The sequence below is a fragment of the Stieleria maiorica genome (genome assembly GCF_008035925.1).
Lineage (GTDB): Bacteria > Planctomycetota > Planctomycetia > Pirellulales > Pirellulaceae > Stieleria > Stieleria maiorica.
Window position 1 is genome coordinate 731,932 of record NZ_CP036264.1, and the last position, 21,904, is coordinate 753,835.

The window sequence follows — 21,904 nt, forward strand, 5'->3', positions numbered from 1 at the left end:
TCCTGTTCACTGCTGCAGCCGTTCATCATACAGCATGATCGATCGGAGGATGGGCAACAGGTTGTCGCTCCGCCGGATCGTCCGCACCCGCTTGCCCGCCCTGTCGTAGATGATCGATCCGATACCATCGGATTGGCCGTAACGTTCCGTCACACGTGCCTGCGGGTTATCGATCGCGATCGGGAAGTCGTTCTTCTCCAACAGTCGTTTTGTCGCCGGGGAACCAGCTTGTTGAGAACTCACGACACCCACAACGTCCAAGCCCTGGTCACCATAAATCTGTTGGCAGAGTTGCGTTTCTGCGAACTGTCCTGGATGCCAGACAAACGAAATCAAGACGAATTGCCCCCGAAGTGCGTCGACATCAAGACGTCGGCCATCGAACCAGTCGACTTGGCCGAAGGGCTGGATCTCCAGAGGTGCCTCGCGATACGAAGAAACGGTTTCAAGCTGGGCGATTAAATCGGGCGACACTTCGATTTCGATAGGCGCGGCAGGCAGGTTGGGGACCGTATGCCAATCACTACGGCTGACGGTGCGATCACCAAAACGTGCGCGCGAACTGCCTTCGACAGCCAACCCATATTCCAGGCCTTCACTAAGTCCGGCGAATCGGACAAAACCGTATTCATCGGTGAAATCTCGGAGCAACGTGGTTCGAAAGCTTGATCTGGCCCGACCGCCCAGGTTGCCAGACCGGACACCAAGCCCTACCGGGACGCCGGATAATGTTTTGCCGGCTCTGTCACGCAGGACGCCGGTGAGAACGCCTTCGGGTGCGAGGCGAATCCGCAGGTCTTGCCCGTCGGTCGGAGCGGCGACGACACGGGAGAGTCGCTGGTGGGGATGAAACGCTTGAATCGTTCGCATGCGTCGGGACGGTTCGAGCTCGAAGTCGCCGTTTTCGTCGGCGATGACCGGCGACTCACGTAGGTGAGGAACGATGATCGCACTCGGAACTCCTTCTCCCGATGCGAGTACGACGCGTCCCCGAATCATGGATTCCGGCTGGACCGAGAGCGGCTCGATCGACGTGGTGTTCGACGCCGCAACTTCCACGGATACCTCCGTCTCGGACGATTTCCACTTCCCAGAGGCCATGTCGACCGAAACGCGATACTCCCCTTCGGCAAGCGTGCACTGATAACGGCCGTCAGCATCGGTTCCGACCTGCTTGATCACGCGGTTGTCCTGGACGAAACGCACGCTGACGTTGGCAACGCCTTGACCGCTGGTCGCATGGACGACCGTTCCCTCGACGACACCGGTCCGGTGCAACGTAAACGGCATCTCGGGCTCCGCCGGACGATAGAAATACCACGGCAACCCTTCAAGCGTCGGGTGTGCGATGTTGATGGTGGTGTGTCGGTCGCGCAGTCGCCCTTGGACCACGCCGCTCGCATCGACATCGAATGTCAACACGCTGTGGCCACCGTCCTCCGAGACGGTGGCTTCGATCGTCGCCTGGTCGATCAGATCAGGGTCGCTTTTGCACGTGACGACGAAGCGAACTGCATTCCCTTTTTCGATCACTGCTCGCAGCGGCTCGTTTCCAAACTCGACTTCCCATACCGGCGTCGCAGCGTACTGCGGATGTGACAGCCGCAAGTCGTAGTTGCGTGACCGATCGATCGACGGAATGGTCAGTCGCCCCGCGGCATTCGAGCGGGGCGATTCCAGATCGAAGGCTGCCCAGTCTTCTGGAAAGATATAGAGATTGCTGGCGTGATCGCCGTTGGTGTTGATTTGTTCGACCAAGACATCCGAAACCGGTTCGCCTTGTTCGTTCACGACATCGACCACGCAAGCATCCGCGGCCACCAACGACACGTCGATGTCCTCCAGTTCGGTGAACGAATCCGGTTGCGAGAGATAGCGAGTCACGTTTTGCTGTCCGATCGCATATCCGGATGCATGAACGCGTATGGAGATGTAAGGCAGTTCCGACGAACCGACCGGCAGATCACCAAACCGATAGCGTCCCGATCTGTCGGTCTTTGAAGTGGTCCGATGGAGTTGGCGGTCTTCGCCGACACGGTACACCAACAATACCGTCGCGTCGGCGATCGGTTGCCCGTCTTCGTTATGTACCGTCCCCTGGATCGGCGTGTCGGGTTCGGTGTCCCCTGTTTTCGTCTCGATTGGATCGGAATCGGCGTCGTCTGTCTCTGCGGAAACGGGTTCAGCGGTCGGCTGATTCGTCGGCGTTTGAGGATTCTCGATCCCCCACGCCATCGACGCCAGACTGCCCAGCCCGACCGCGATGCAGGTCGCCATCGCCACGGCGATCCATCCACGCGTGGAAACCCGCGTCGATCGATTGCGGCGACGATCCAGAAGCGACGCGATGCGATGTTCCAGTTTCCACTGCGATGAAAACAGACCGGCGACGACCATCGGTGCACCATGTCCGCTGCGTCGCTGGGCAATGTCCAACAAGGTTTGACTGTATTGCACTCCATCGGTGACCGCCAACACATGGTTGTCACAAACATCCTCGCGGGCCTGGCCAAGCCGCCGATTGACGCGGTGGACCAGGGGATGCCACCAATACAGCGCCGCGGCAAGGTGCTGAAGCAACACGACCATCTGGTCACGCCGCGCGACGTGCGCCAGTTCGTGAATCAGCACCTCCAGCAGTTGCTGCCGTGTCGCGGTTCCCGGCATTTCAGCGGGCAAAACGATGCAAGGACGCAGGATGCCGGTCGCCAAAGGTGTATCAGTGCGGTCGGACGTCGCAAGGGCGATTCGGTGCTTGTCCGCGCCCAAGTGCTTGCAGGCCTCGGCAAAAACATCCAACGCGCCGGAATCACAGACCGGTCGAGCCCTCTGCAGCAGGAGACGCACACGCAACAAGCTGACCGTCATCCGAATCAGCAAGACCAAGCCGCCAAGAAACCATGTCGCCGAGGCAAATGGTGTCAGGGCGTGCATCCAGTCCACCCATCGCGATTGAGTTTCGGGTGCCGGTGTTGCCGACTGCACGTCGGGTCGTTGGGCCAGAGGTGCGGATGGTGTCGCCAGACTCACGTCGTCCCTCAAGTCCGTTCTCTCGATCGGTGATTCAGCGAGTGCAGCGATGATTGGAGAGTCGTCCGCTTGATCAGTGACGTTATCGGGCGAATTTTGATGCGTCGTCGGCGTCGGCTGTTCCATCACAGCCGGTTCGACCGGTGCCGATTCGGCCGCCGACCGGGACGGGCCGGCCCAACTGACACGCAGCCACCCCGGATCCAATCGCTGCAACAACACGATCGAGATCGGCGCGGCCAAGATCAGGACGATCGCCGCGACGTTGATCCAGTGACGCAGCGCCGCAAGCCGAGCGGCCGCCATGTCGAAACCGATCGCGACGCCCAGAATGACGGTGACGTGCAAAACGAGACCGCCCATCCAGGAAACATCAAAGACGCTCATGATTGTTTTCCCCGTCGTTTGCCGCGTTTGGAAGTTTTGTTTTCGGATTCACTCGGACCATCGCCCGAGTCGCGTTCGGCATCCTGAATCATCTTGCGGATCCGCTGCGATTCCTCGCTGGTCAGACCGCGGTACTCGATCAGTGCGTTCACCATGTCTTCGGGCGAACCGGCAAAGAACCGATCGATCAGCTGTGAAACCTTCACACCGAGCGATCGCTTTCGCTGCCGCAGCGCGGAATAGACGAAGGTTCTGCCCTCGCTGCGGTGTTGCAGCCATCCCTTCTCTTCCAGCCGCACGATCATCGTTTGCACGGTGTTGCGGGCGACGGAGCGACCTTGGGCCTCCAGTTGCTCGCGCACCTGGCTGACGGTGGCTTCCCCGTGCTGCCAGAACACTTCCATCAGTTCCCGCTGTACATCGGTCAACGGCGGCGGCTCGGCCCGGTTCATCGGCACTCTCCTCGATCGGCTGGTTGACTACAAGGTGTAGGCATTGTTGCCGACAGTGTGTCGGTAATGCAAGGGAAAGTTGCCAAAAACTCAAAAGAGGGGGGCGCGAACGGGACGCATTAGGGCTTGTCGATTTGGTCAGCCGTTTGGCGTCAGCCCAAATGTTTCATCATTCTGCCCCGTATCATTCTGCCATCCCTCTCCTAATTCCCATCGACATGACAACACGCCTCGGCTGGCTGGAGAGGTAAGAAGATTGGCGAAATCGATTCAGTCGGAATCTGGCGATCCTGCGCCCCTTGCTCACGCGGCGGGCTGGCATGTTCGGCATGCGAGTTGCGTCCACGCCGTTTCCGATACCGAGATCCACGCGCCCTGGCTCCCTTTCATCCACCGCGCCTCGATTCGGTCAAATGCAAACCACTTGAATCCAACCTGTTGATCGAGAAACGACCAATGTCCACGAAACCAACCACAACTGATCCAGCTTGCAACCGGCAGACACCATCATCGCGGCGTTACCGCTGGACCCTCGCGGCTATGATTTTCGCCGTGATCTTCACTCACGCCAGTCACCAACCCGCCACCGCCCAGGAAACCGTCGCGACCAACGACCGCGGTTCAAGATCGATCGACGCGATCATCATTGAACTGGACCAATTCAAGACCGATTCGATTGCGGACCCGGTCGATGCGGAGGCGATTGATGGAAAACCGGTGCTGGGCGTCTCGCTGGAGGACGCAGCACTGGGTGTCGAGGTGGTTCGTGTGGCCGATGGGTTGGCCGGCGACCGAGCGGGTTTGATCGAAGGCGACAAGATCGTGCGAATCGATGAAGCCGACATCGAGACTCCGTTGGACGCCCAGACGGCGCTGTTGAACCATCCGTTGGGTTCGCCCCTGAAACTAGTTTACATCCGTAACAACCGAGAGTACGAACGCGAAATCCGATTTAGCGGCGCCGACGACGTGGAGGGGCAGATTCGCCAAGCGACGGCGGCTCGAGTGGTCCGTCTGGAACGTGAAGTCGCAATGCTGCGCAGGCAAATGGTTTTGATGCGAGATGCGATTCGGATCCTCGCGGCAGAACATCACCACGATGTCACCGAGTAAACGATCAACATCATTCTGCCCGAATCATACTGCACTTCCTCCGCGGCCAGCGCCCGGTGTCTCATGCCAGCGGGACGCGTTACGGCCTGTCGATTTAATCAGCCGTTTGGCGCGAGCCTACGGGCGCCAGAGCGTTTTCTTGGTACAGGAAGCCCGTACGCTCGCGCGAAACGGCTGATCCCACGTGTGATCGGACTAAATCAACAGGCCGGTTAGCGAGCGGCCTCCGGTCAATCGCACCGTGCCCCTTGCTTACGCGACGGGCTGGCATTCGCGGCGGGCTGGAAGCCTGTCCCACTGGTTCACAACCCGCTTTCAAAACGACTCGGTCGCCCGTCTCCTTTGCGTTCGGCCAGTCGGCGATACAGACCGGTCTTGCCCGTGGTGATCGCAACACCCACGCACAGGCACATCAATCCCGAAGCGATCGGCCAGTTGATCCGCCGCAGTTTGCCGGTACGGTGCCCCTGATAGCTGAACGTTCCGCAAAACAACACCGCTTGCAACACCGCGACCGCAAACCAACCGCGACGACGAACCAGAAACGCGTAACTCACCGAAACGATTGCCATTCCCGCCACCACGTACAGGATCAAACCGCGCGGGTCCTGCAGGAAACGGAACACGATCACCGTCGCCGCGAAGCACATCACCCCGGCGGCCGAGTAGCGCAAGAACACCGCCAGCTGAGTCTTGAAGGTCGCCCCGATCACCAGCATCGCCAGCGTCGCAAACGCCACTCCGGCGATCAGCCCGTCGGTCTGCCGGCCGTAGGCATCGCCGACCATCGCGATCGTCGTCGCCGCCATGCCCGCAAGCGCCGCCCACAACCAATCGGCATCGATGCGGCCCAGGGTCATCACCAACAGGATCACACAGGCCGCTGCGGGGAACATCCACGACCCCAGACCATAGGTCTGTCCGATTTCCGGAATCGGCGCGGCCAGTCCTGTTACCAACAAGGTCGTCGGCACTGCGAACGAGGCATAGCGCACGCCGCGGAGCGCCATCCACGAATAAACCAAGAAGACCACGCCCAGCGTGACCGTCAGCGAAGATCCGAACCAATAGGCCAAGTCACTTTGGATCGGCAACCAAGTCGCTCCCCCGCGGGTCGACGCACAAAGCAACAAGCCTGACGTCGAAACAACCGCCAGGCCTTGCAAGGTTCGATTGCGTTGGCCCAGTCCGGCTTCGGCGATCAACACGATCACGGCGGCCAGAATCGGCAATAACAAAAACGGTTCAAACTTTCCGGCCACCCCGTAAAAGCCGAACGACATCCAAATCGCGTGGGATCGAATGCCCGCCAACACGATCAAAACCACGAACGCCGACAGCGGATACAGCGGCCAAGTCCAGGGCGTTCCGTTCTCTCGCACCGACTGCTGACCGCGCCGCACTGCCGGAATCAGCAACAAGACACTCGCGCCGATTGCCGCCGAAAACAAGACCGATCCCCAGTTGGCGAGCGGGTCATTGCGCGTCGCAACGGCATTCCCGAGCAAGAGGGGGAATCCGATCAGAACCGCGAAATGAGCGTACAAAGCGATCCGATACCAGAAACTCAATCGGATCCCACATGACCAGAGCACGCTTTCGACGACCAGCAACACGAGCGCCGCGGCGACACAAGCAAACGCCCTGGCCATCGGTTGATCCCCGATACAAAGTTCGTCAAAGCCGGTCGTGACTGCGACCAAACTGATCACGACGACCAGAAAGATCGACCGCGCGTCATCCCAAACCTTGGCGATTCGCACCACGCCGACGCAGACCACCGCCATCAGCAACGTGTAGGTGGCAATCCCTCCGGCCATCGAAAGCGACTTGTCGATCAATCCGCCGCCGGAAACCGCGAGACTTTGGCACCCGTAGATGACCAACAAACAGCTGATCAGATAGAACGGATTCTGGTTGTACAGAAACCGGGCGAAAGACGCTCGACCGGGCGGGGAGGCGTTGACCGGGGAAGCAAGTTCCGACGTGGCAACAGAATCCTGATCACCATCCATCACACCGACCCCCTGCTTAAACACAGTTCAGCTCGGTTCGCTCACAAAGCAAGGGAACCGTCAGTCAACGTGAAGAGGTTCTACGGCCCTGCGACAAAATGGGTTCGCAACTTGTGCGACGTTTTTTGTCGTCGGATTGGTCAGCGGCGTTGGAGTTGTGCGCCGGTGACCGGGCGCTGCTCGTCGATATCTTGCGGGCGCTCGGGCTGGCTTCGATGGGCGAGCTCGCCTTTCAGATCGAACAGCAAGCCAGCGACGGCTCGCTCAGCAACACCGGCCCCATCGCGATCCAGCTTCGTCAGCAACTCGATGCCGCGGTCGCCGATGCCCGCCGGCTGGTTGATCGCGGGCAAGTCGCAAAGTGAATCTCAGGTGCTAGATCGATGTGGTGCTGTCTGCCTGGACAACGCCACTTTGACGCAGCGACGCTCGTCAGAGCGTGGGGATCCGCGGCGATCCTGGCATCGCAGTCCGCTGCAGATCATTGTTCGGGTTCGTGTCGTAGCGGAAGCCGCCAAGGCTTTCGGCCTCCCGGAGCGGCGTCGCCGCGCCGGCGCGAAACTCTTGGCGAGTTCCGCTACTCGAGAACCGAGCTACGGCGGACTACTAAAATCCAACAGAACCAACGCACTAACGCCAGTCCATCGGAACATAGTCGCGCGTCGTCGGCCCGCTGTAGATTTGCCGCGGCCGGTAGATCCGGCTGTTGCTGTCATGCACTTCTTTCCAGTGCGCGATCCAGCCCGGCATGCGACCGATGGCAAACATCACGGTGTACATGTTGACCGGGATTCCGATCGCTCGCAGCAGGATCCCAGAGTAGAAGTCGACGTTGGGATAAAGGTTGCGGCTGACGAAGTAGTCATCGCTCAGCGCGATCTCCTCCAGCTCCTTGGCGATCTCTAACAACGGATCGTTGCGACCCAATTTGCCCAGCACCTTGGGGACGTGACGACGAAGGATTTCGGCCCGCGGGTCATAGCTCTTGTAGACTCCGTGACCGAACCCGTAAAGCTTCTCCTTCTTTTGCTTCACACGCTCGATCAGTTCCTTGACGCTGATTCCGGAACTCTTGATCCGTTTCAGCTGTTCCATCACGGCCACGTTGGCTCCGCCGTGCAGCGGCCCCCACAAGGCACAAACGCCGGCGGAACAGGACGCGAACAGATTTGCCCCCGAGGAACCGACCATCCGCACCGTCGATGTGCTGCAGTTCTGTTCGTGATCGGCGTGCAGAATCAGGAACAAGGTCAACGCTCGAACGACATCGGGATCCGGTTCATAATCTCGGTTGGGCGTGGAAAACATCAGGTGCAGGAAGTTGCGACAATAACTCAGTTCCGGGCGCGGGTAGATAAGCGGGTGACCGATCGACGTCTTGTAAGCATAAGCGGCGACGGTTCGGATTTTGGAGATCAAGCGGGCCGCCGCGTTTTCAAACGTCGCTTCGTCTTCCATCACCATCACATCGGCGTTGTAACATGACAGCGTGTTGATCATCGAGGACAAGATCGCCATCGGATGGCCATGCGTCGGGTAACCCAAGAACGAGTTCCGCATCCCTTCATGAATCATCTCGTGCTCGGTCAGCAGCGAACGAAAATGCGCCAGGTGTTCGGCCGAAGGGAGTTCGCCATAGATCAGCAATAGCGCCGTTTCGATGAAGTTTGATGATTCGGCGAGCTGCTCGATCGGAATCCCGCGGTAACGCAGCACACCTTCTTCGCCGTTGATGAAGGTGATCCCGGACCGCACCGAACCGGTGTTTCGGTAGCCTTCGTCCAGGGTGATGAATCCGGTTTTGCTGCGAAGGGCCGAGATGTCGATGGCACGTTCATTTTCCGTCCCAACGACCACCGGCAGCTCGACTCGCGATTCGCCAAGGTTCAGTTCAGTGGTTTCCGCGGAATCGATGGTTTCTGCACTCATGGGGCCGGTCGGGTGTGGCAAGTTTCGGGATCGGAAAGGGGTGAGGGTGAATAGGAAGATTTTTCTAAAGCATCTCCTGTGCCGTTCAACCACCGTCCCTCCGGTCTCGTTGCACGTGCCTTTTCGCACACGCGAAAACGCAAGAAAAGACGCTCTGTGGGGCGAACGGTTGCCAAAGTTGAGCACCTGCGGCACACGTGCCGACAATCCGATTTACCCCCCGTCGCCCGAAATCTGAGCAACCGCTGCTGACGGACAAGGCAGGTCCAAGCCGTTCGCTAGCCGGCCTGTTGATGTCATTCGATCACACGTGGGATCAGCCGTTTCGCGCAAGCGTACGGGCCTCCAATCCCAACAAAATGCACTGTCGCCCGAAGGCTCGCGCCAAACGGCTGATTCAATCAACGCCCTCGTTCCCAGGCTCCGCCTTGGAACGCGATTTCGGTGTGGCTCCGCCACACGTCGCGGACCACCGCGAGGCGGAGCCTCCGGCACAACGTGTCCCCGGGCGGAGCCCGGGAACAAGGCGCAGGGCCGCTCGCTGACGCGTCCCGCTGGCATCGCCCTCGTTCCCAGGCTCCGCCTTGGAACGCGATTTCGGTGTGGCTCCGCCACACGTCGCGGACCACCGCGAGGCGGAGCCTCCGGCACAACGTGTCCCCAGGCGGAGCCAGGGAACAAGACGCGGGGTCGCTCGCTGACGCGTCCCGCTGGCATGGGATCGGCGTCGATTCCTCGCGTGGTGCTGATTCAACGTTTGCGAAACAATCGTCGGATGTCCTTGACAGAAACTCTGATTTTCTTGTCAGCCATTTTCCTGTCGCTTATCTTGGCCACCGAGCACACGCCGTTCGGACCAATGGTCGTGGCGATGCGGCGCGCCCAGTTCGCGATCCGGTTGTGCCGGCCAGGGAGCCGCTTCCGCCTCAGAAAATTCCATGCGTTTTTCCATCCGATCACTACTCGCGATCATGCTGGTGTGCGCGATCTTGTTCCCTTTGGTGATGGAGATCCGCAATTTTCGCCGCGACGAAGCGATCCGGTTGCAGTTGCGACTGGAGGCGGAAGCGCTTCGGCAGCGATTGGCGTTGGACGATCCCGAGCGGCAATGGGTCCGGCAGCACCAGCGCGAGGAATACGCCTCGATGGGCACGGTGCGCAAGCGGGCCGAACGACAATTTGAGAGGATCCAGCAGAAGTACGGCGGTATCGAGGTTCGTGGGGCCGATGTCCTTTCACTGCGGACCGTCCCGCAGTTGAGTCTGGGCCAATCGCAACCGCCGGTCGTTTATCGCCTTCTCGTGCCGACCGATCGAGAGGTTTGGTTGAAGTATGCCGTGGTTCCGGCGGAGGGCATTTCCCGGTCGCCCGACAAGCTTGACCAGTTGCAGACACCGGTTGAAGCGAGCGGATTCGCCGACCCCGGTCCCTATCAACTGCGACTCGCGCCCGGCGAGCAACTGCTGGCGGTTCAAACCGGACCGTCCAACGGTCGGGAGCTGCCGATCGCGATTCGGATCGACGACAAACCGCTTCTGGATTCATCCTTTCGTAGTGAGGGTGTGCCGAGCTCCGGCGCCCATCACATCAGCGGATTGCGACAGTTCGACGTCCTGAAATCGCGCCGCTTGCCTTGGCTGCAGAGCATCCAAATCAAGGTGACGATGGAAGACGAAACCCGACAGGACGCAGCCCATCACGGCAGTCTGTGGCTGAGTGATCAACCGAGCGGCTTCGATCCCTTTCCCGGCATCGTGAATCAACCATGACCTCGAAAACTCGGCTCCCTAATTTCTCGACGGTTCTGTTCTTCATCACCGTGGCGGCCCTGGTCGCCGGATTCGGCTGGGTGATCGCGGCCCGCCGTGCGCTGGCCGGTCGGATCGAAGCGACAAAGCGAGAACTTGCCGAACTCAATCAACAGGGCCGAATCCGACAAGAACAGGAACGTCAATACAACCGGGATCTGGACGTGGTGTGGGACGTGCTGCGGCAGTGCCGATCGGCCGATGATGTGGGCGCGCTCGGCGGCGACCGCATCCTGTCCAATTTGAACGGCGCTGATGCTGTCACGTTCTATGTTCCCGAAGGCGGTCATCGATTGTCCGTCGATCTCTCGTGGACGGTCACTCCCACGAACGGCTCGGCGAATGGGGCAGGGGATGCTGCGGAAAAGGATACCGAGATTCCACCGGGCGAAAAAACGTGGTCCGTTCCGCTGCTGGCCGATCACGCCTATCGCTTTGAGATCCTGGACTCTTTCCAGAAAGAAGCTCCGATGCAATGGGAACTGTCCAGCGACGCAGCCGATTTTGAAACTCAGCGTCAGACCCTGCCGCCGCCGCCGTTTCGATCCGTCGGTGCGTCGTGGAGCGGCTACCGCCAAGCCGTGTTTCCAAATCAGGTGGGGATACAGCAACTGATCCGCCAACCCGGCAGCGCATTCGTTCCGGTACCGGTTCGAATCGCCGCGTGGACCAAGCGTGGACTCGGCCATGACAACACCAACATCGCAATTAAATTCGAATTGTCCCTCCTCTCGGACAACCCACCGGTCCTCTCGGCGACCGACGTGCAGACGGTTTGGAACCCGCAGCGCCGCGACCTGATCGGCGAGTACCTCGGCGGCGGACGGTATCGCGCCCGGCTGCGAAATGAGAGCGGGAACGAATCTCGCGGGTATCGGTGAAACGAGATTCAGCAACCGTTGGTGTTTAGCCTTGAGGCGATTCCCGGTCGCTGCGACGCAGCGAAACCGGGCGGCTAAAGCCTGTACACCAACACCAATGCCCCCGTTTGTCGCGGATCGTTAGAGTCCGGGAAGCGGCACCTGGGCGCGCGGTTTTCGCACGACAACGCGGTGTCACTGTGCTCTATCGCGCGCGATCGACGGGAGGTACGATTGCGACCCTCGTGGGCAATCTCTCGAGTTTTCGCCGCAACCGGGTCAAAGAGGCGGATCGAAGGACAAACGATTCGGTGCACGGATTTGGCGCGCGGTGTGCCGTGGAATTCAAGTTCGACGTGGGAAGTTGTGTTGACGATCCTCCGGGACGACCTCGTTTCACCAACCATGGATTCTCAGGGATAAAGTGCAGTATCAGAAAAATGTTTGATCTATCCGAATATCAAATCGATGTCAAAAACGTGTTCCGAAACGCTTCCCCGGCGACGCTTTACGAGGAAGCCCTGCGCTACGAGAAACAGGCCACGCTGGCCGACACCGGCGCGTTGATCGCCTATTCGGGTGACAAAACCGGCCGTTCGCCCAAGGACAAACGGATCGTCGAACACCCCGAGTCCTCCGACGACGTGTGGTGGGGCAGCGTCAACATCGGGCTGCACGAGAACGCGTTTTTCGTCAACCGGGAACGTGCGATCGACTATCTCAATACCCGCGAACGACTGTACATCCTGGACGCGTTCGCCGGCTGGGACCCGAAGTATCGCATCAAGGTCCGCGTGATCTGCGCACGTCCCTACCATGCGCTGTTCATGCACAACATGCTGATCCGGCCGACCCGCGAGGAGCTGGCGGAGTTCGGCACTCCGGACTGTGTCATCTTCAACGCCGGCGCCTTTCCCGCCAACCGTTACACCACCGGGATGACGTCCAAGACCAGTGTGGACCTCAGCCTGGAACGACGCGAGGTCGTGATCCTGGGCACGCAGTACGCCGGCGAAATGAAGAAAGCCGTCTTCACGCTGATGAACTACCTGATGCCACGCAGCAACGTGTTGCCGATGCACTGCTCGGCAACCTCCGATTCCACGACCGGTCAATCTTCGGTCCTGTTCGGACTCTCCGGCACCGGCAAGACGACGTTGTCGGCCGACCCCAACCGAGACCTGATCGGCGACGACGAACACTGCTGGACCGATGACGGCGTGTTCAACATCGAAGGCGGCTGCTATGCCAAAGCGATTTATCTGACCCGTGATGCCGAACCGCAAATCTTTGATGCACTCCGCTACGGGGCCGTGCTGGAAAACGTCGTCTACGATCAAGCCGATCACCACGTCGATTTTGACAACTCCAGCATCACCGAAAACACACGCGGTGCTTATCCGATCGAATACATCTCCAACGCCAAGATCCCCTGCATCGCTGGGCACCCGACCGATGTGATTTTCCTGACCTGCGACGCCTTCGGTGTCCTGCCGCCGGTGAGCAAGCTGTCGCCGGCACAGGCCGAGTACCACTTCATCAGCGGCTACACCGCCAAAGTCGCCGGCACCGAAGTCGGCGTCACCGAACCGGAGGCGACGTTTTCGCCCTGCTTCGGCGGCCCCTTTTTGGTCTGGCATCCCGGTAAGTACGCCGAATTGCTTTCCAAACGAATCACGCAGCACAAGGCAAATGTTTGGCTGATCAATACCGGTTGGAGCGGTGGGGCCTATGGCGAAGGCAGCCGGATGAAGCTTTCCTACACGCGAGCGATCATCAACGCGATTCACTCCGGTGGCCTCAAAGACGCCCCGACCGAAACCGAACCCTGCTTCGGATTGGAAGTCGTCACCAAGTGTCCCGGCGTGCCCGACGAGATGCTGGTCCCGCGCAAGACGTGGAGCGATGGGGCAGCCTATGACGCCACCGCGGGGAAACTGGCGGAGTTGTTCCACAAGAACTTTGTCACCTACGCCGATGGCGTCAGCAAAGCCGTCCGCGCCGCCGGACCGCTGCTGCACCAAACCGTCATCGGCTGAGAGCGTCACCAGGTACGACGGTCCCTTCCGGGCCGTCGCTTTGAACCCCGCGGGTTCAGCCGTCGGCTCACTAAATCGACAGCCCGTGAAGGAGGGGACAACCCGGAAGGGATGTCCTACGGGGATTGATTGTACGACGATCCCTTTCGGGCCGCCGGCACAGAACTTGACACCTCGCGATCTTGCGATATATGATAGGCGTCGCCCGCAGAGGAAATCTGATGACCAGCAAATCGACGTCCAACAGTTCGACCAAACCCCGCGGCAGCGTCCAGGCGTTCGCCGACGCCGCCGAATGTCTGAAAACACTGGCCCACCCGGTCCGGTTGCGGATCGTCCAACTGCTGCTCCACGGCCGCTACACCGTGGGCGAGTTGGCCGAGGATTGTGAGATTCCCGACAACGTCGCGTCGGAACACTTGCGGTTGCTCAAGCGCTGTGGGTTCCTCAACAGCGAGCGCGACGGGCGGCGGGTGTATTACCAGGTCGCCGAACCGCACTTGGAACAGCTGATGGCCTGTGTCGAAGGGCGTTTCCTGCAGCAGACCGCCAAACGTCGCTAGTGGGGCGGCCCATTTTTTTAGAACCATACATCGTCGCCTCTCGATATGTCGCTTTTTTGTTCTTCACCGTCGACGGAACCCCAGCCATGAAGATCGTCATCATCGGCGGCGGAGACACGCTGTGGTGTCGCTACAACGACGGAAACACCTGATCCCTTCCCCCGCCACAACCTCCCTTTCTGCCGAGAGACCCTCATGAAACGATCTGCACTTCTGGTCTTCACCGTTGCCCTTTCGTTGATGATCGTCGAACCCGTGTTTGCTCAAAGCGGCCCCGGGCAGGGGCGAGGTTTTCGAGGCGGACGCGGTCCCGGTTTTCAGGGCGGACGCGGTCCGGGTCAGGCTCACGGACAAGACGAACGTCATGACGCCGATCACGAAGTCTTTCAGTTCTTGCTCAGCAATCACGACAAGATCGACCGCACCGTCAAAGAATTGCCCGACGGTGTCGAGACGCTGACCGAGTCGGACACCCCCGACATCGCCGACAAGATCAAAGAACACGTCGAGTGGATGGAGTACAGGATCAAGAACACCAAACCGATCCGGATGCGAGATCCCCTGTTTGCCGAACTGTTTCGCCACACCGACAAGATCAAGATGGTCCACGAAGACACGGAGAAAGGAGTGCGAGTCACCGAGACGTCCGCTGATCCCTACGTCGCAAAACTGATCCAGGAGCATGCCAAGGTCGTCTCGGGTTTTGTCCGACGTGGGTTTGCCGAAGCGATGAAGAACCACGCCGTTCCCCGGCAGGGGGAAGTTGCTCAGGCAAAGCCTCGCTACCCGAGCATCAAAGGGCACGGATCGGTCGTGCCACTACCCCAGGCGGCGCACCAGCCGCGCTCGGGAACCAAGTTGCTGGTCGATGTGACGCGTGGCGGTGATCCGAGCAAGTTGAATACGGCGATCGAAAAGGTGGCCAAGTACGTCAACATCTACGCCGGAGCCGGCGCGGAACCGGCGGACGTTCAAATCGCCGTCGTGTTTCATGGCGACGCCACACTTGCCGTGCTCAATTCCGATGCCTACGCGACCGCCTTGGACGTGCCGTCGAATCCCAACTTGGACCTGCTGCATGAACTCCACGAATCCGGCGTCGAACTCTACGTCTGTGGCCAGTCATTGATCTCCAAGGGATCCGACCCGGGCGACGTCGCGGTCTTCGTTGACACCGCCGTCTCGGCACTGACCGCCGTCGTCAATCTCCAATCCGACGGCTACGCCTATCTGCCGCTGGGGAATTAATATTCCGCCGCAGCCCGGTTGTCCGGGTAGTGGGCGAGGCGACGAGTCCATTCGGATTGCGAACTGCATGGACTCCTCGCGTCGTCCACTACTGCGGACTGGCACACGCTGCAGGCCCGACTCACTGAATGACTTGATTGAACACCCCCCGAACGATAAGCTGGTCCACTCTGCAGAGTGGACTAACATTGCATTCGCGAAGGGGACGCACCATGAGCATACCAGTCAAGGGCACCGCAACGACGACCTGTGATCTGTTGTTGTCAACGGACTACCGGGGAGGCCAGCGGTTGCGGCAGACCGTTGTCGGCGTAGGGGCAGATCTGACCCGAACCGTCATCCGCATCGTTCCCAGGGAAGCAAACCTGATCGGCGTCAAGAACAATGCTGCGACGTTCATCTCGCAGGTCACGGTCTCACCGATCCAGAACATGTGCAATTTCAATTTGCGGATGCGGCGTTTCCAATTCGGTCGAGCCGCGTTGGGCGCCGACCACATCGAGTTTGCCGCCCTGTCACGCGGCGACGTCCGTGCCCGGATTCGCGTCGCGACCACGCTGACGACCCTCAGCACGGATGCGGTTTCCACGAAATCCTTGACGCGCGCAGATGCCTTTGAATGCTTTGTCAACGCGGATGCGTCGACCGAACTGACATTGCCTCGGGCCGTCCGGGGCAACGTGGGGCTGGAGTACTTCTTCGCGGTCAATCCTACCGTCGATGGTGGGACACTGAAAATCCTCTGCCATCCTCGTGATGCGATTCAAATCAGAGAGTCTCAGAAACTTGATCCGGTGCAAGTGGTCGGCCGCAAGCCGACCAACGGAATCGTCGACGACCCCGTCGTCAAACGGGTGGTTTCGATCGAAGCGACTCGAACAGAAGCCAACAAAAACAGAACGTCGGTTGTCATGGCCTGTCGTGCGCCCGGGGTCTGGGTCGCCGAAAACCCGGCTGCCCAAGCGGTACCGCCCGACGAGACAGGCGCTATCGATCCACCCTATCATTCACTTTGGACGCTGGGCGATACGGCTGAGGACCCCGAAGAAGAATCCGAGGAAACATGATGAATACACCTGAGGAATCGACGGATAAAACGGTGAACCAATCCTCCGAGACGGAACCGCATCACGCGATGGACGGCATCAGCGAGACGGTCGACGGCACGATCGATGCCCGAGCGGCAAATGCGTCCGCCCAGCAAAATTTCGGCAGCCCGCCACCCGGAGCGGAATACGGGTACGGGATCTAGATGACACCCAAGACGGTTTTGTTGGTCGCCGGTTCGGCCGGGTTTTCGACCCGCGATGTTTGGGAAGGCTATCGCCAAGGGCTGGCCCAGTGCGGCGTCAACGTGATTCCCTACGCGACGTTCTCGATGCTGCGCGTGCTCAGCCACGAAGCGGTCGGCAACGATATCGTCGGCAAGGCCCATGACGTGCGCAACGGCGTCGACGCGGTCGTGTTTATCGACGGCATGCATTTCAGCGGCGAGCGGGCTTGGGTCCCGGCGACGCTGCGTGACTCGAACATCCTGACCGCCGTCATCAAGACCGACGATCCCTATTGCCCGATCGCGGACACACAGCGGCTGTACCATCTGGTCTGCACCAACGAGCTGTACCAAAAGCCCGACGCCGAGGCCTACCTGCCGACCGCCACACTAGCGGCTCCGGAAATTTCCGCGCGGGTCGGTCAAGAACCCGAAAGCGACGTCGTTTTTATCGGCACGCTGTTCGAAGACCGAGTGGCGACGATGTTGAAACTTGCCGAACACTGCGACCGCCGCGGGCTGCGGTTTCGCATGGCCGGCAACTTCCCCGCCGACGCGACACAGTTCAAACGCATTCCCGCGGTCGATTTCTCCTCCGGAACGGTCCGCCCCGACGCGAAGTGGCGGATGTATGCGGCCAGCAAGCTGGTTCTGAACCTGTTCCGTGCGGCCGACCAAGCGGTCTCCCCCAGCCCACGCGTGTTCGAAGTCACCGCGCTCGGCAGTCCCGCATTGTTGACCGGCGTCCGACGCGACGAGGTGACTCGAATCTTCGGCGATTCGGTCTATCACTTCGACGACGCCGATGAACTGTGCCAGCAAGTGGACCGAGCGATCGCCAATGACGCCGACCGTCGCCGCCGCGTCGCACAGGCCAAATTGATCACCGACCAGGCACATCTGTACCGCCACCGCAGCGAAACCCTGCTAAAGTTGCTGGCCCGTCAGCGGGCGAGGTTTTCGACCCTCCGCGTGACCTCCGCCAGGCCCGATGCGGCCGACACTCCCGCCGAATCGGGAGCCACGCTCAAACCCGATCGAATCCCCGAAGAGCGTTTGGCGTGGCTGATCGGTTGCGGACGAACCGGATCGACCTGGTTGTGCGAGATGCTTGACGCGCTGCCCGAGATGCGAGGTTGGCACGAGCCCTATTTCGGTCGTTTGGTTCAACATTTGGCCGAGCGGCCGGACGAACGCAAACGCCCCAGCGCTTTCTTCTTTGATGGCAACGGGAAAGCCGGCTTGCGCGCCATCCGAGCAGCGTTCTACGAAGTTGCAAAGGAACGCTATCCGGGGTTTGGCGCCGAGGCGTTGGTCGTCAAGGAGGTCAACACGCCGGAGTTGTTTGCGATGATCGAAGAACTGTTTCCGCTCAGCCGAATGTTGTTTCTGGTCCGAGATCCGTTCGACGTGCTCGATTCTTACATCGACATGCGCCAACCCGGCAGCTGGAATCGAGCGTCCAATGATCGGGCCTCCAGCGACCCGAAACATCTCGCCAAGCACATTGCCAGTGCGTACGCTCGCGCTGCCGACGCCTTTGAGGCGTTCGAAGTCTCGCAAAGGCTCCAGGTGCGGTACGAGTCGATGATCACCGACGCGGCAGGCGAACTGGTTCGGATCGCTTCCTTCTTGGGGACGCAAGCGAACGTGGATGAAATCGATCGCGTGGTGGATCGGTTTCGTTTTGACCGTCACAAAGACACCGGACCGGGAGCGTTTCGTCGCCACGGCCGACCGGGCGTCTGGCAAGACTCGCCGCATTTTACCCGCCAGGTACACGAAACGGCCGAAAGCATATTAGGCGAGCTGCGGGAACGATTCGGCTACACTGCAACGTCCCCGCGTTAAAGCCCCCCGCCGCCGCAACCTGCCATGCCAGCTGAGCCCAACCACGAAGACGATCCCGGCGATCCGGACGAGCCGGGGCAATCGACCTTCTTGCACGACAGCGAGTTGCCGAGCAGCAGTGACGACTTTGTTGATCTCACCAAGCAGACACATCGCAACGTCGGCGAACAGCAGGAGACGCTCAGCCACGCCAGTGATTCGTTGTTGGGAGAAACGATCACGCTCAATGCGGACGGTGACCATGTGCTGGGTAACTTTCGAATCCTCAGCAGACTCGGTTCGGGCGGCTTCGGGACGGTTTACAAAGCCGAAGACCTGCGATTAGAGCGATTGGTTGCGCTCAAAGCCGCGCTGCCGCGCTCTTCCGACCGAGGTGACGGCCAATACAAACGCGTTATTCACGAAGGTCGCGCGGCCGCCGCACTCGACCACCCCAACATCGTCTCGATCTACGACGTGGCCGACCTGGATGGCAAACCCTACATCATCTCGCAGTTGATCGACGGCGCGACGCTGAAGGAGTGTCTTGCTTCGGGGCCGGCCAATCACACGTGGACCGCGGAAATCATGGTGGCGATCGCCCGGGCCGTCGATTATGCCCACGGCAAAGGCATCATTCATCGTGATTTAAAACCCGGCAACATTCTGTTGGATCAGAATGAAACCCCACATGTCAACGATTTCGGCATCGCCAAACACAGCGACAGCGATGAAACGATTTCCAACGAAAGTTCGATTATCGGTACACCGGCCTACATGTCGCCCGAACAAGCCGCCGGGCACTCGCGGGACGCGGACCGCCGCAGCGACATCTATTCTTTGGGCGTGATCCTGTACGAACTGGCGACGGGCGAAAAACCGTTTCGCGGCAGTTCGCGGATGTTGATTCATCATGTGATTCACACTGATCCACAGCCGCCGAGGATGCTCAATCAAAGCGTCCCCCTGGACTTGGAAACCGTTTGCCTGAAGTGTTTGGAAAAAGACCCTGATCGGCGTTATCAGACGGCCGCGGACTTGGCCGATGACCTGCAGCGCATTCTCGACGGCGATCCGATCCAGGCACGCCCCGTGTCGGGAATCGAGCACTTCGTTCGCCGCTGTCGCCGCTACCCGGGGACGACCGCCAGTGTGGCCGGATTGATGGCCGCGATCGTCATCGGATTGGCCGGAGTGACATGGCAATGGCGCCGCGCCGAGCACAATCGGCGACGAGAAGTGATCGCCAGAGAAGAGGTCGAACGCTCGCGTGAAGAACTCAAAGAAGAGGTCGCTTACTCCAAACAGATGCTGCACGACGCCGAATCAAAGCTGGCGTTCCAATCGATGACGGCCGGCGATCATCGTTTGGCACAGCAATCGCTCAACGTGCTGCGTCCGCTCGGCGACGTGGAGTTTCAGCTGTTGCGAAACATCGAAAGCCGTTACCAAGAACTCCTGCGCCATGTTGAAATGATCACCGACATCGCGATCTCCGACGACCAGCGGCTGATCGCCGCGACAGGACTGCGGACGCTGTTGGTGTGGGACACCGAAACAAAACGAATCGTTTACCGTTTCCGCGAAAAAGGAAAACAACTCCGCTGCGTGGATTTTGCACGCTCCAGCCATCGTCTGGCTTGGGGGGGAGAACTCGGCAGAGTCTATCTGAAAACGATCGGCGTGGCGGATACGCCGATGCGAACATTGAACCATGGATCGCCTCTGGAAGTGATCCGTTTTTCCGCCGACGGTTCGAAACTGTTATCGGCCGGTGCTGGCGGAAACGTTGTTGTCTGGACGTCCGAATCTGGAACCAAGGACGTTGCCCACTCGGTCACGACCTCCACCATCCTTGCCGCCGATTTTCTAGGCGGCGAGGGGATCCTGACCGGCGATCAAAGTGGCCGGGTCATCCGCTGTGAACTCCCGTCGGGCCGTTGTGACGAGATCGCAAAAAACGCGTTTCCGATTCTGTCGCTGGACACCAACGCCGACGCCACCCAATTTGCCGCGGGGACGCAAGACAATCGATTCATGGTCGGACGTGTCGACGATCCTGAATCCGTTCGACGGATCATGACCACCCATGGCCCCATCATGGACGTCGAGTTCTGGGACCAAAAAGACGCTCTGGTCACGACCAACCTGTACGGCCAATTGGGCATTTGGAAGCTGCCGGACTTACACGTCCGCGAGTGCCATCGCTACTTTCAGGGCGTCGGACACTTTGCCATCGACCCGGGTTCCGATCGACTATTGCTCGGCGGTGGTGATGGCGGCGTCGTTTCGATCAACGTCGACGGCGTCCGGCCCGATGTCGTTCAAACCCCGCATGGTGCGATCACGGATCTGGCATTCGTCGACCAATCCATCGTGGTCTGTCATGCGACGGGCCCGGCCAGCCTGTTGCATCGGAGTTCCGGCCGAATGCTGCGAACGATCCCCGGCGAAACCGATTCCCCACCCGGCAACCACTCCCTGCCGCAGGACCTGACGTGCGTGGCGTGTTCACCAGACCAAAAGCGGCTCGGCTTCGGCACCAGCGACGGACGGATCTTGGTCTGGGAATCCGACACCGGTGAAATTCGCTTGCACGGCACGGCGACCGACAAGTCGATCGCTCAGATCGAATTGGCGGATGACGGCTTGAGCGCCTGGACGGGCGGATTCGACGGCAGCGTGCGGCATTGGGATTTGACCAAAGCCGATTCCAGCACCGGGATCGCGGCCTTGGGCGGCGTCGTTCGCGGCTTGCGATTGTCTGGCGACCGGAGCCGCGCCGTGGCCGTTTCGGCCAACGGCGTTGCCGTCCTGATCGACGTGGACGAGCAAACGGAACTCGCGCGGGCCGAACTCGGCAATTCGTTGCACTGCGTCGCGTGGTCCGGCGATTCATCCCAACTCGCGATCGGCGACGCGCGGGGAACCGTCCATCTGTATCCGAGTGACCTGTCCGGCGTCGCCAGCACCATCGAGGTGCACACCGGCCCGATCAGCTCGGTCGCGTTCTCCCCGTCCGGCCAGCGACTCATCACCGCCGGCCATGACGAACAGATCGCGTTTTCCAATCTGGTGACCGGCCGATCCGGCGCGATCGTCGAAAGCAGTCATCCGATCAGCATTCGTGATTTGGCGCTCAGCGACGACGCCCAGTGGATGGTCACCGGCGACGTCGGCGGCAACCTCCGAATCTGGTCGGTCGCAAAGTGATCGCACCGCCCGATCGCCGCCGTACGACGCCACTGTACGACGCCACTGTACGACGCCACTGTACGACGCCACTGTACGACGCCACTGTACGACGCCACTGTACGACGCCACTGTACGACGCCACTGTACGACGCCACTGTACGA

The 21,904-nt window shown here is 60.1% G+C and carries 17 protein-coding genes; 12 read left to right on the forward strand and 5 right to left on the reverse strand.

Translation table 11 applies throughout. From position 1 onward, the window contains the following. Positions 1-6: 6 nt before the first annotated feature. Together Mal15_RS02250 and Mal15_RS02255 are read right to left on the reverse strand one after the other, a co-directional pair. The gene (locus Mal15_RS02250; protein ID WP_147866260.1) at positions 7-3,417 is read right to left on the reverse strand and encodes a M56 family metallopeptidase; all 3,411 of its coding nucleotides are present in this window, start codon (positions 3,415-3,417) and stop codon (positions 7-9) included. Further along, positions 3,414-3,869 carry a BlaI/MecI/CopY family transcriptional regulator gene (locus tag Mal15_RS02255; protein ID WP_147866261.1) on the reverse strand — a complete coding sequence of 152 codons (456 nt, stop codon included), beginning with the start codon at positions 3,867-3,869 and terminating at the stop codon, positions 3,414-3,416. Before Mal15_RS02255 ends, Mal15_RS02250 begins: the two co-directional genes overlap by 4 nt. Before the next feature lie 540 nt (positions 3,870-4,409). Between Mal15_RS02255 and Mal15_RS02260 the strand changes: the two genes are divergently transcribed. Then, positions 4,410-4,982 (forward strand): PDZ domain-containing protein, encoded by a 573-nt coding sequence (locus Mal15_RS02260; RefSeq protein ID WP_233903236.1) that lies wholly within the window; start codon positions 4,410-4,412, stop codon positions 4,980-4,982. A 302-nt stretch (positions 4,983-5,284) separates the two neighbouring features. Here Mal15_RS02260 and Mal15_RS02265 read toward each other — a convergent pair whose 3' ends face one another. Further along, the gene (locus Mal15_RS02265; RefSeq protein ID WP_147866263.1) at positions 5,285-6,997 is read right to left on the reverse strand and encodes a hypothetical protein; all 1,713 of its coding nucleotides are present in this window, start codon (positions 6,995-6,997) and stop codon (positions 5,285-5,287) included. 98 nt (positions 6,998-7,095) lie between these two features. On the opposite strand from Mal15_RS02265, the gene Mal15_RS02270 reads away from it, so the two are divergent. Next, positions 7,096-7,362, forward strand: coding sequence for a hypothetical protein (locus Mal15_RS02270; RefSeq protein ID WP_147866264.1), 267 nt, complete (start codon positions 7,096-7,098; stop codon positions 7,360-7,362). Positions 7,363-7,627: 265 nt separating this feature from the next. Here Mal15_RS02270 and Mal15_RS02275 read toward each other — a convergent pair whose 3' ends face one another. After that, positions 7,628-8,926, reverse strand: coding sequence for a citrate synthase (locus Mal15_RS02275; RefSeq protein WP_147866265.1), 1,299 nt, complete (start codon positions 8,924-8,926; stop codon positions 7,628-7,630). A gap of 805 nt (positions 8,927-9,731) precedes the next feature. Beyond that, positions 9,732-9,866 (reverse strand): hypothetical protein, encoded by a 135-nt coding sequence (locus tag Mal15_RS34870; protein WP_261344584.1) that lies wholly within the window; start codon positions 9,864-9,866, stop codon positions 9,732-9,734. On the opposite strand from Mal15_RS34870, the gene Mal15_RS02280 reads away from it, so the two are divergent. The 10 genes from Mal15_RS02280 to Mal15_RS02320 all read left to right on the forward strand — a co-directional run bounded on the left by Mal15_RS02280 (position 9,865) and on the right by Mal15_RS02320 (position 21,760). Next, positions 9,865-10,695 carry a hypothetical protein gene (locus Mal15_RS02280; RefSeq protein ID WP_147866266.1) on the forward strand — a complete coding sequence of 277 codons (831 nt, stop codon included), beginning with the start codon at positions 9,865-9,867 and terminating at the stop codon, positions 10,693-10,695. The two genes, Mal15_RS34870 and Mal15_RS02280, sit on opposite strands and share 2 nt — an antisense overlap. After that, positions 10,692-11,615 carry a hypothetical protein gene (locus Mal15_RS02285; RefSeq protein ID WP_147866267.1) on the forward strand — a complete coding sequence of 308 codons (924 nt, stop codon included), beginning with the start codon at positions 10,692-10,694 and terminating at the stop codon, positions 11,613-11,615. Before Mal15_RS02280 ends, Mal15_RS02285 begins: the two co-directional genes overlap by 4 nt. Before the next feature lie 419 nt (positions 11,616-12,034). Then, the gene (pckA, locus tag Mal15_RS02290) at positions 12,035-13,633 is read left to right on the forward strand and encodes a phosphoenolpyruvate carboxykinase (ATP) (RefSeq protein ID WP_147866268.1); all 1,599 of its coding nucleotides are present in this window, start codon (positions 12,035-12,037) and stop codon (positions 13,631-13,633) included. A gap of 221 nt (positions 13,634-13,854) precedes the next feature. Further along, positions 13,855-14,196, forward strand: a complete 342-nt coding sequence (locus tag Mal15_RS02295; protein WP_147866269.1) for an ArsR/SmtB family transcription factor — start codon at positions 13,855-13,857, stop codon at positions 14,194-14,196. Continuing rightward, positions 14,196-14,348 carry a hypothetical protein gene (locus tag Mal15_RS33895; protein WP_167546591.1) on the forward strand — a complete coding sequence of 51 codons (153 nt, stop codon included), beginning with the start codon at positions 14,196-14,198 and terminating at the stop codon, positions 14,346-14,348. The genes Mal15_RS02295 and Mal15_RS33895 overlap by 1 nt, the downstream gene beginning before the upstream one ends. A 43-nt stretch (positions 14,349-14,391) precedes the next feature. Continuing rightward, positions 14,392-15,444, forward strand: coding sequence for a DsrE family protein (locus tag Mal15_RS02300; protein ID WP_147866270.1), 1,053 nt, complete (start codon positions 14,392-14,394; stop codon positions 15,442-15,444). A 212-nt stretch (positions 15,445-15,656) separates the two neighbouring features. After that, the gene (locus tag Mal15_RS02305) at positions 15,657-16,511 is read left to right on the forward strand and encodes a hypothetical protein (RefSeq protein ID WP_147866271.1); all 855 of its coding nucleotides are present in this window, start codon (positions 15,657-15,659) and stop codon (positions 16,509-16,511) included. Continuing rightward, a complete protein-coding gene (locus tag Mal15_RS02310) occupies positions 16,511-16,696 on the forward strand; it encodes a hypothetical protein (RefSeq protein ID WP_147866272.1) in 186 nt (61 codons plus the stop codon). The genes Mal15_RS02305 and Mal15_RS02310 overlap by 1 nt, the downstream gene beginning before the upstream one ends. After that, entirely contained in the window at positions 16,697-18,568 is a 1,872-nt protein-coding gene (locus tag Mal15_RS02315) for a glycosyltransferase family protein (RefSeq protein WP_147866273.1), read from the forward strand. A 24-nt stretch (positions 18,569-18,592) separates the two neighbouring features. Continuing rightward, positions 18,593-21,760, forward strand: coding sequence for a WD40 repeat domain-containing serine/threonine-protein kinase (locus tag Mal15_RS02320; protein WP_147866274.1), 3,168 nt, complete (start codon positions 18,593-18,595; stop codon positions 21,758-21,760). Positions 21,761-21,904 lie beyond the last annotated feature (144 nt).

Coding starts and splice junctions, on each gene's coding strand:
- Mal15_RS02285 (WP_147866267.1), top strand. CDS start 10,692: ATGACCTCGAAAACTCGGCTCCCTAATTTCTCGACGGTTCTGTTCTTC.
- Mal15_RS34870 (WP_261344584.1), bottom strand. CDS start 9,866: ATGGAATTTTCTGAGGCGGAAGCGGCTCCCTGGCCGGCACAACCGGAT.
- Mal15_RS02275 (WP_147866265.1), bottom strand. CDS start 8,926: ATGAGTGCAGAAACCATCGATTCCGCGGAAACCACTGAACTGAACCTT.
- Mal15_RS02265 (WP_147866263.1), bottom strand. CDS start 6,997: ATGGATGGTGATCAGGATTCTGTTGCCACGTCGGAACTTGCTTCCCCG.
- Mal15_RS02270 (WP_147866264.1), top strand. CDS start 7,096: ATGGGTTCGCAACTTGTGCGACGTTTTTTGTCGTCGGATTGGTCAGCG.
- Mal15_RS02320 (WP_147866274.1), top strand. CDS start 18,593: ATGCCAGCTGAGCCCAACCACGAAGACGATCCCGGCGATCCGGACGAG.
- Mal15_RS02260 (WP_233903236.1), top strand. CDS start 4,410: ATGATTTTCGCCGTGATCTTCACTCACGCCAGTCACCAACCCGCCACC.
- Mal15_RS02305 (WP_147866271.1), top strand. CDS start 15,657: ATGAGCATACCAGTCAAGGGCACCGCAACGACGACCTGTGATCTGTTG.
- Mal15_RS02310 (WP_147866272.1), top strand. CDS start 16,511: ATGAATACACCTGAGGAATCGACGGATAAAACGGTGAACCAATCCTCC.
- Mal15_RS02315 (WP_147866273.1), top strand. CDS start 16,697: ATGACACCCAAGACGGTTTTGTTGGTCGCCGGTTCGGCCGGGTTTTCG.
- Mal15_RS02280 (WP_147866266.1), top strand. CDS start 9,865: ATGCGTTTTTCCATCCGATCACTACTCGCGATCATGCTGGTGTGCGCG.
- pckA (WP_147866268.1), top strand. CDS start 12,035: ATGTTTGATCTATCCGAATATCAAATCGATGTCAAAAACGTGTTCCGA.
- Mal15_RS02295 (WP_147866269.1), top strand. CDS start 13,855: ATGACCAGCAAATCGACGTCCAACAGTTCGACCAAACCCCGCGGCAGC.
- Mal15_RS02255 (WP_147866261.1), bottom strand. CDS start 3,869: ATGAACCGGGCCGAGCCGCCGCCGTTGACCGATGTACAGCGGGAACTG.
- Mal15_RS02250 (WP_147866260.1), bottom strand. CDS start 3,417: ATGAGCGTCTTTGATGTTTCCTGGATGGGCGGTCTCGTTTTGCACGTC.
- Mal15_RS02300 (WP_147866270.1), top strand. CDS start 14,392: ATGAAACGATCTGCACTTCTGGTCTTCACCGTTGCCCTTTCGTTGATG.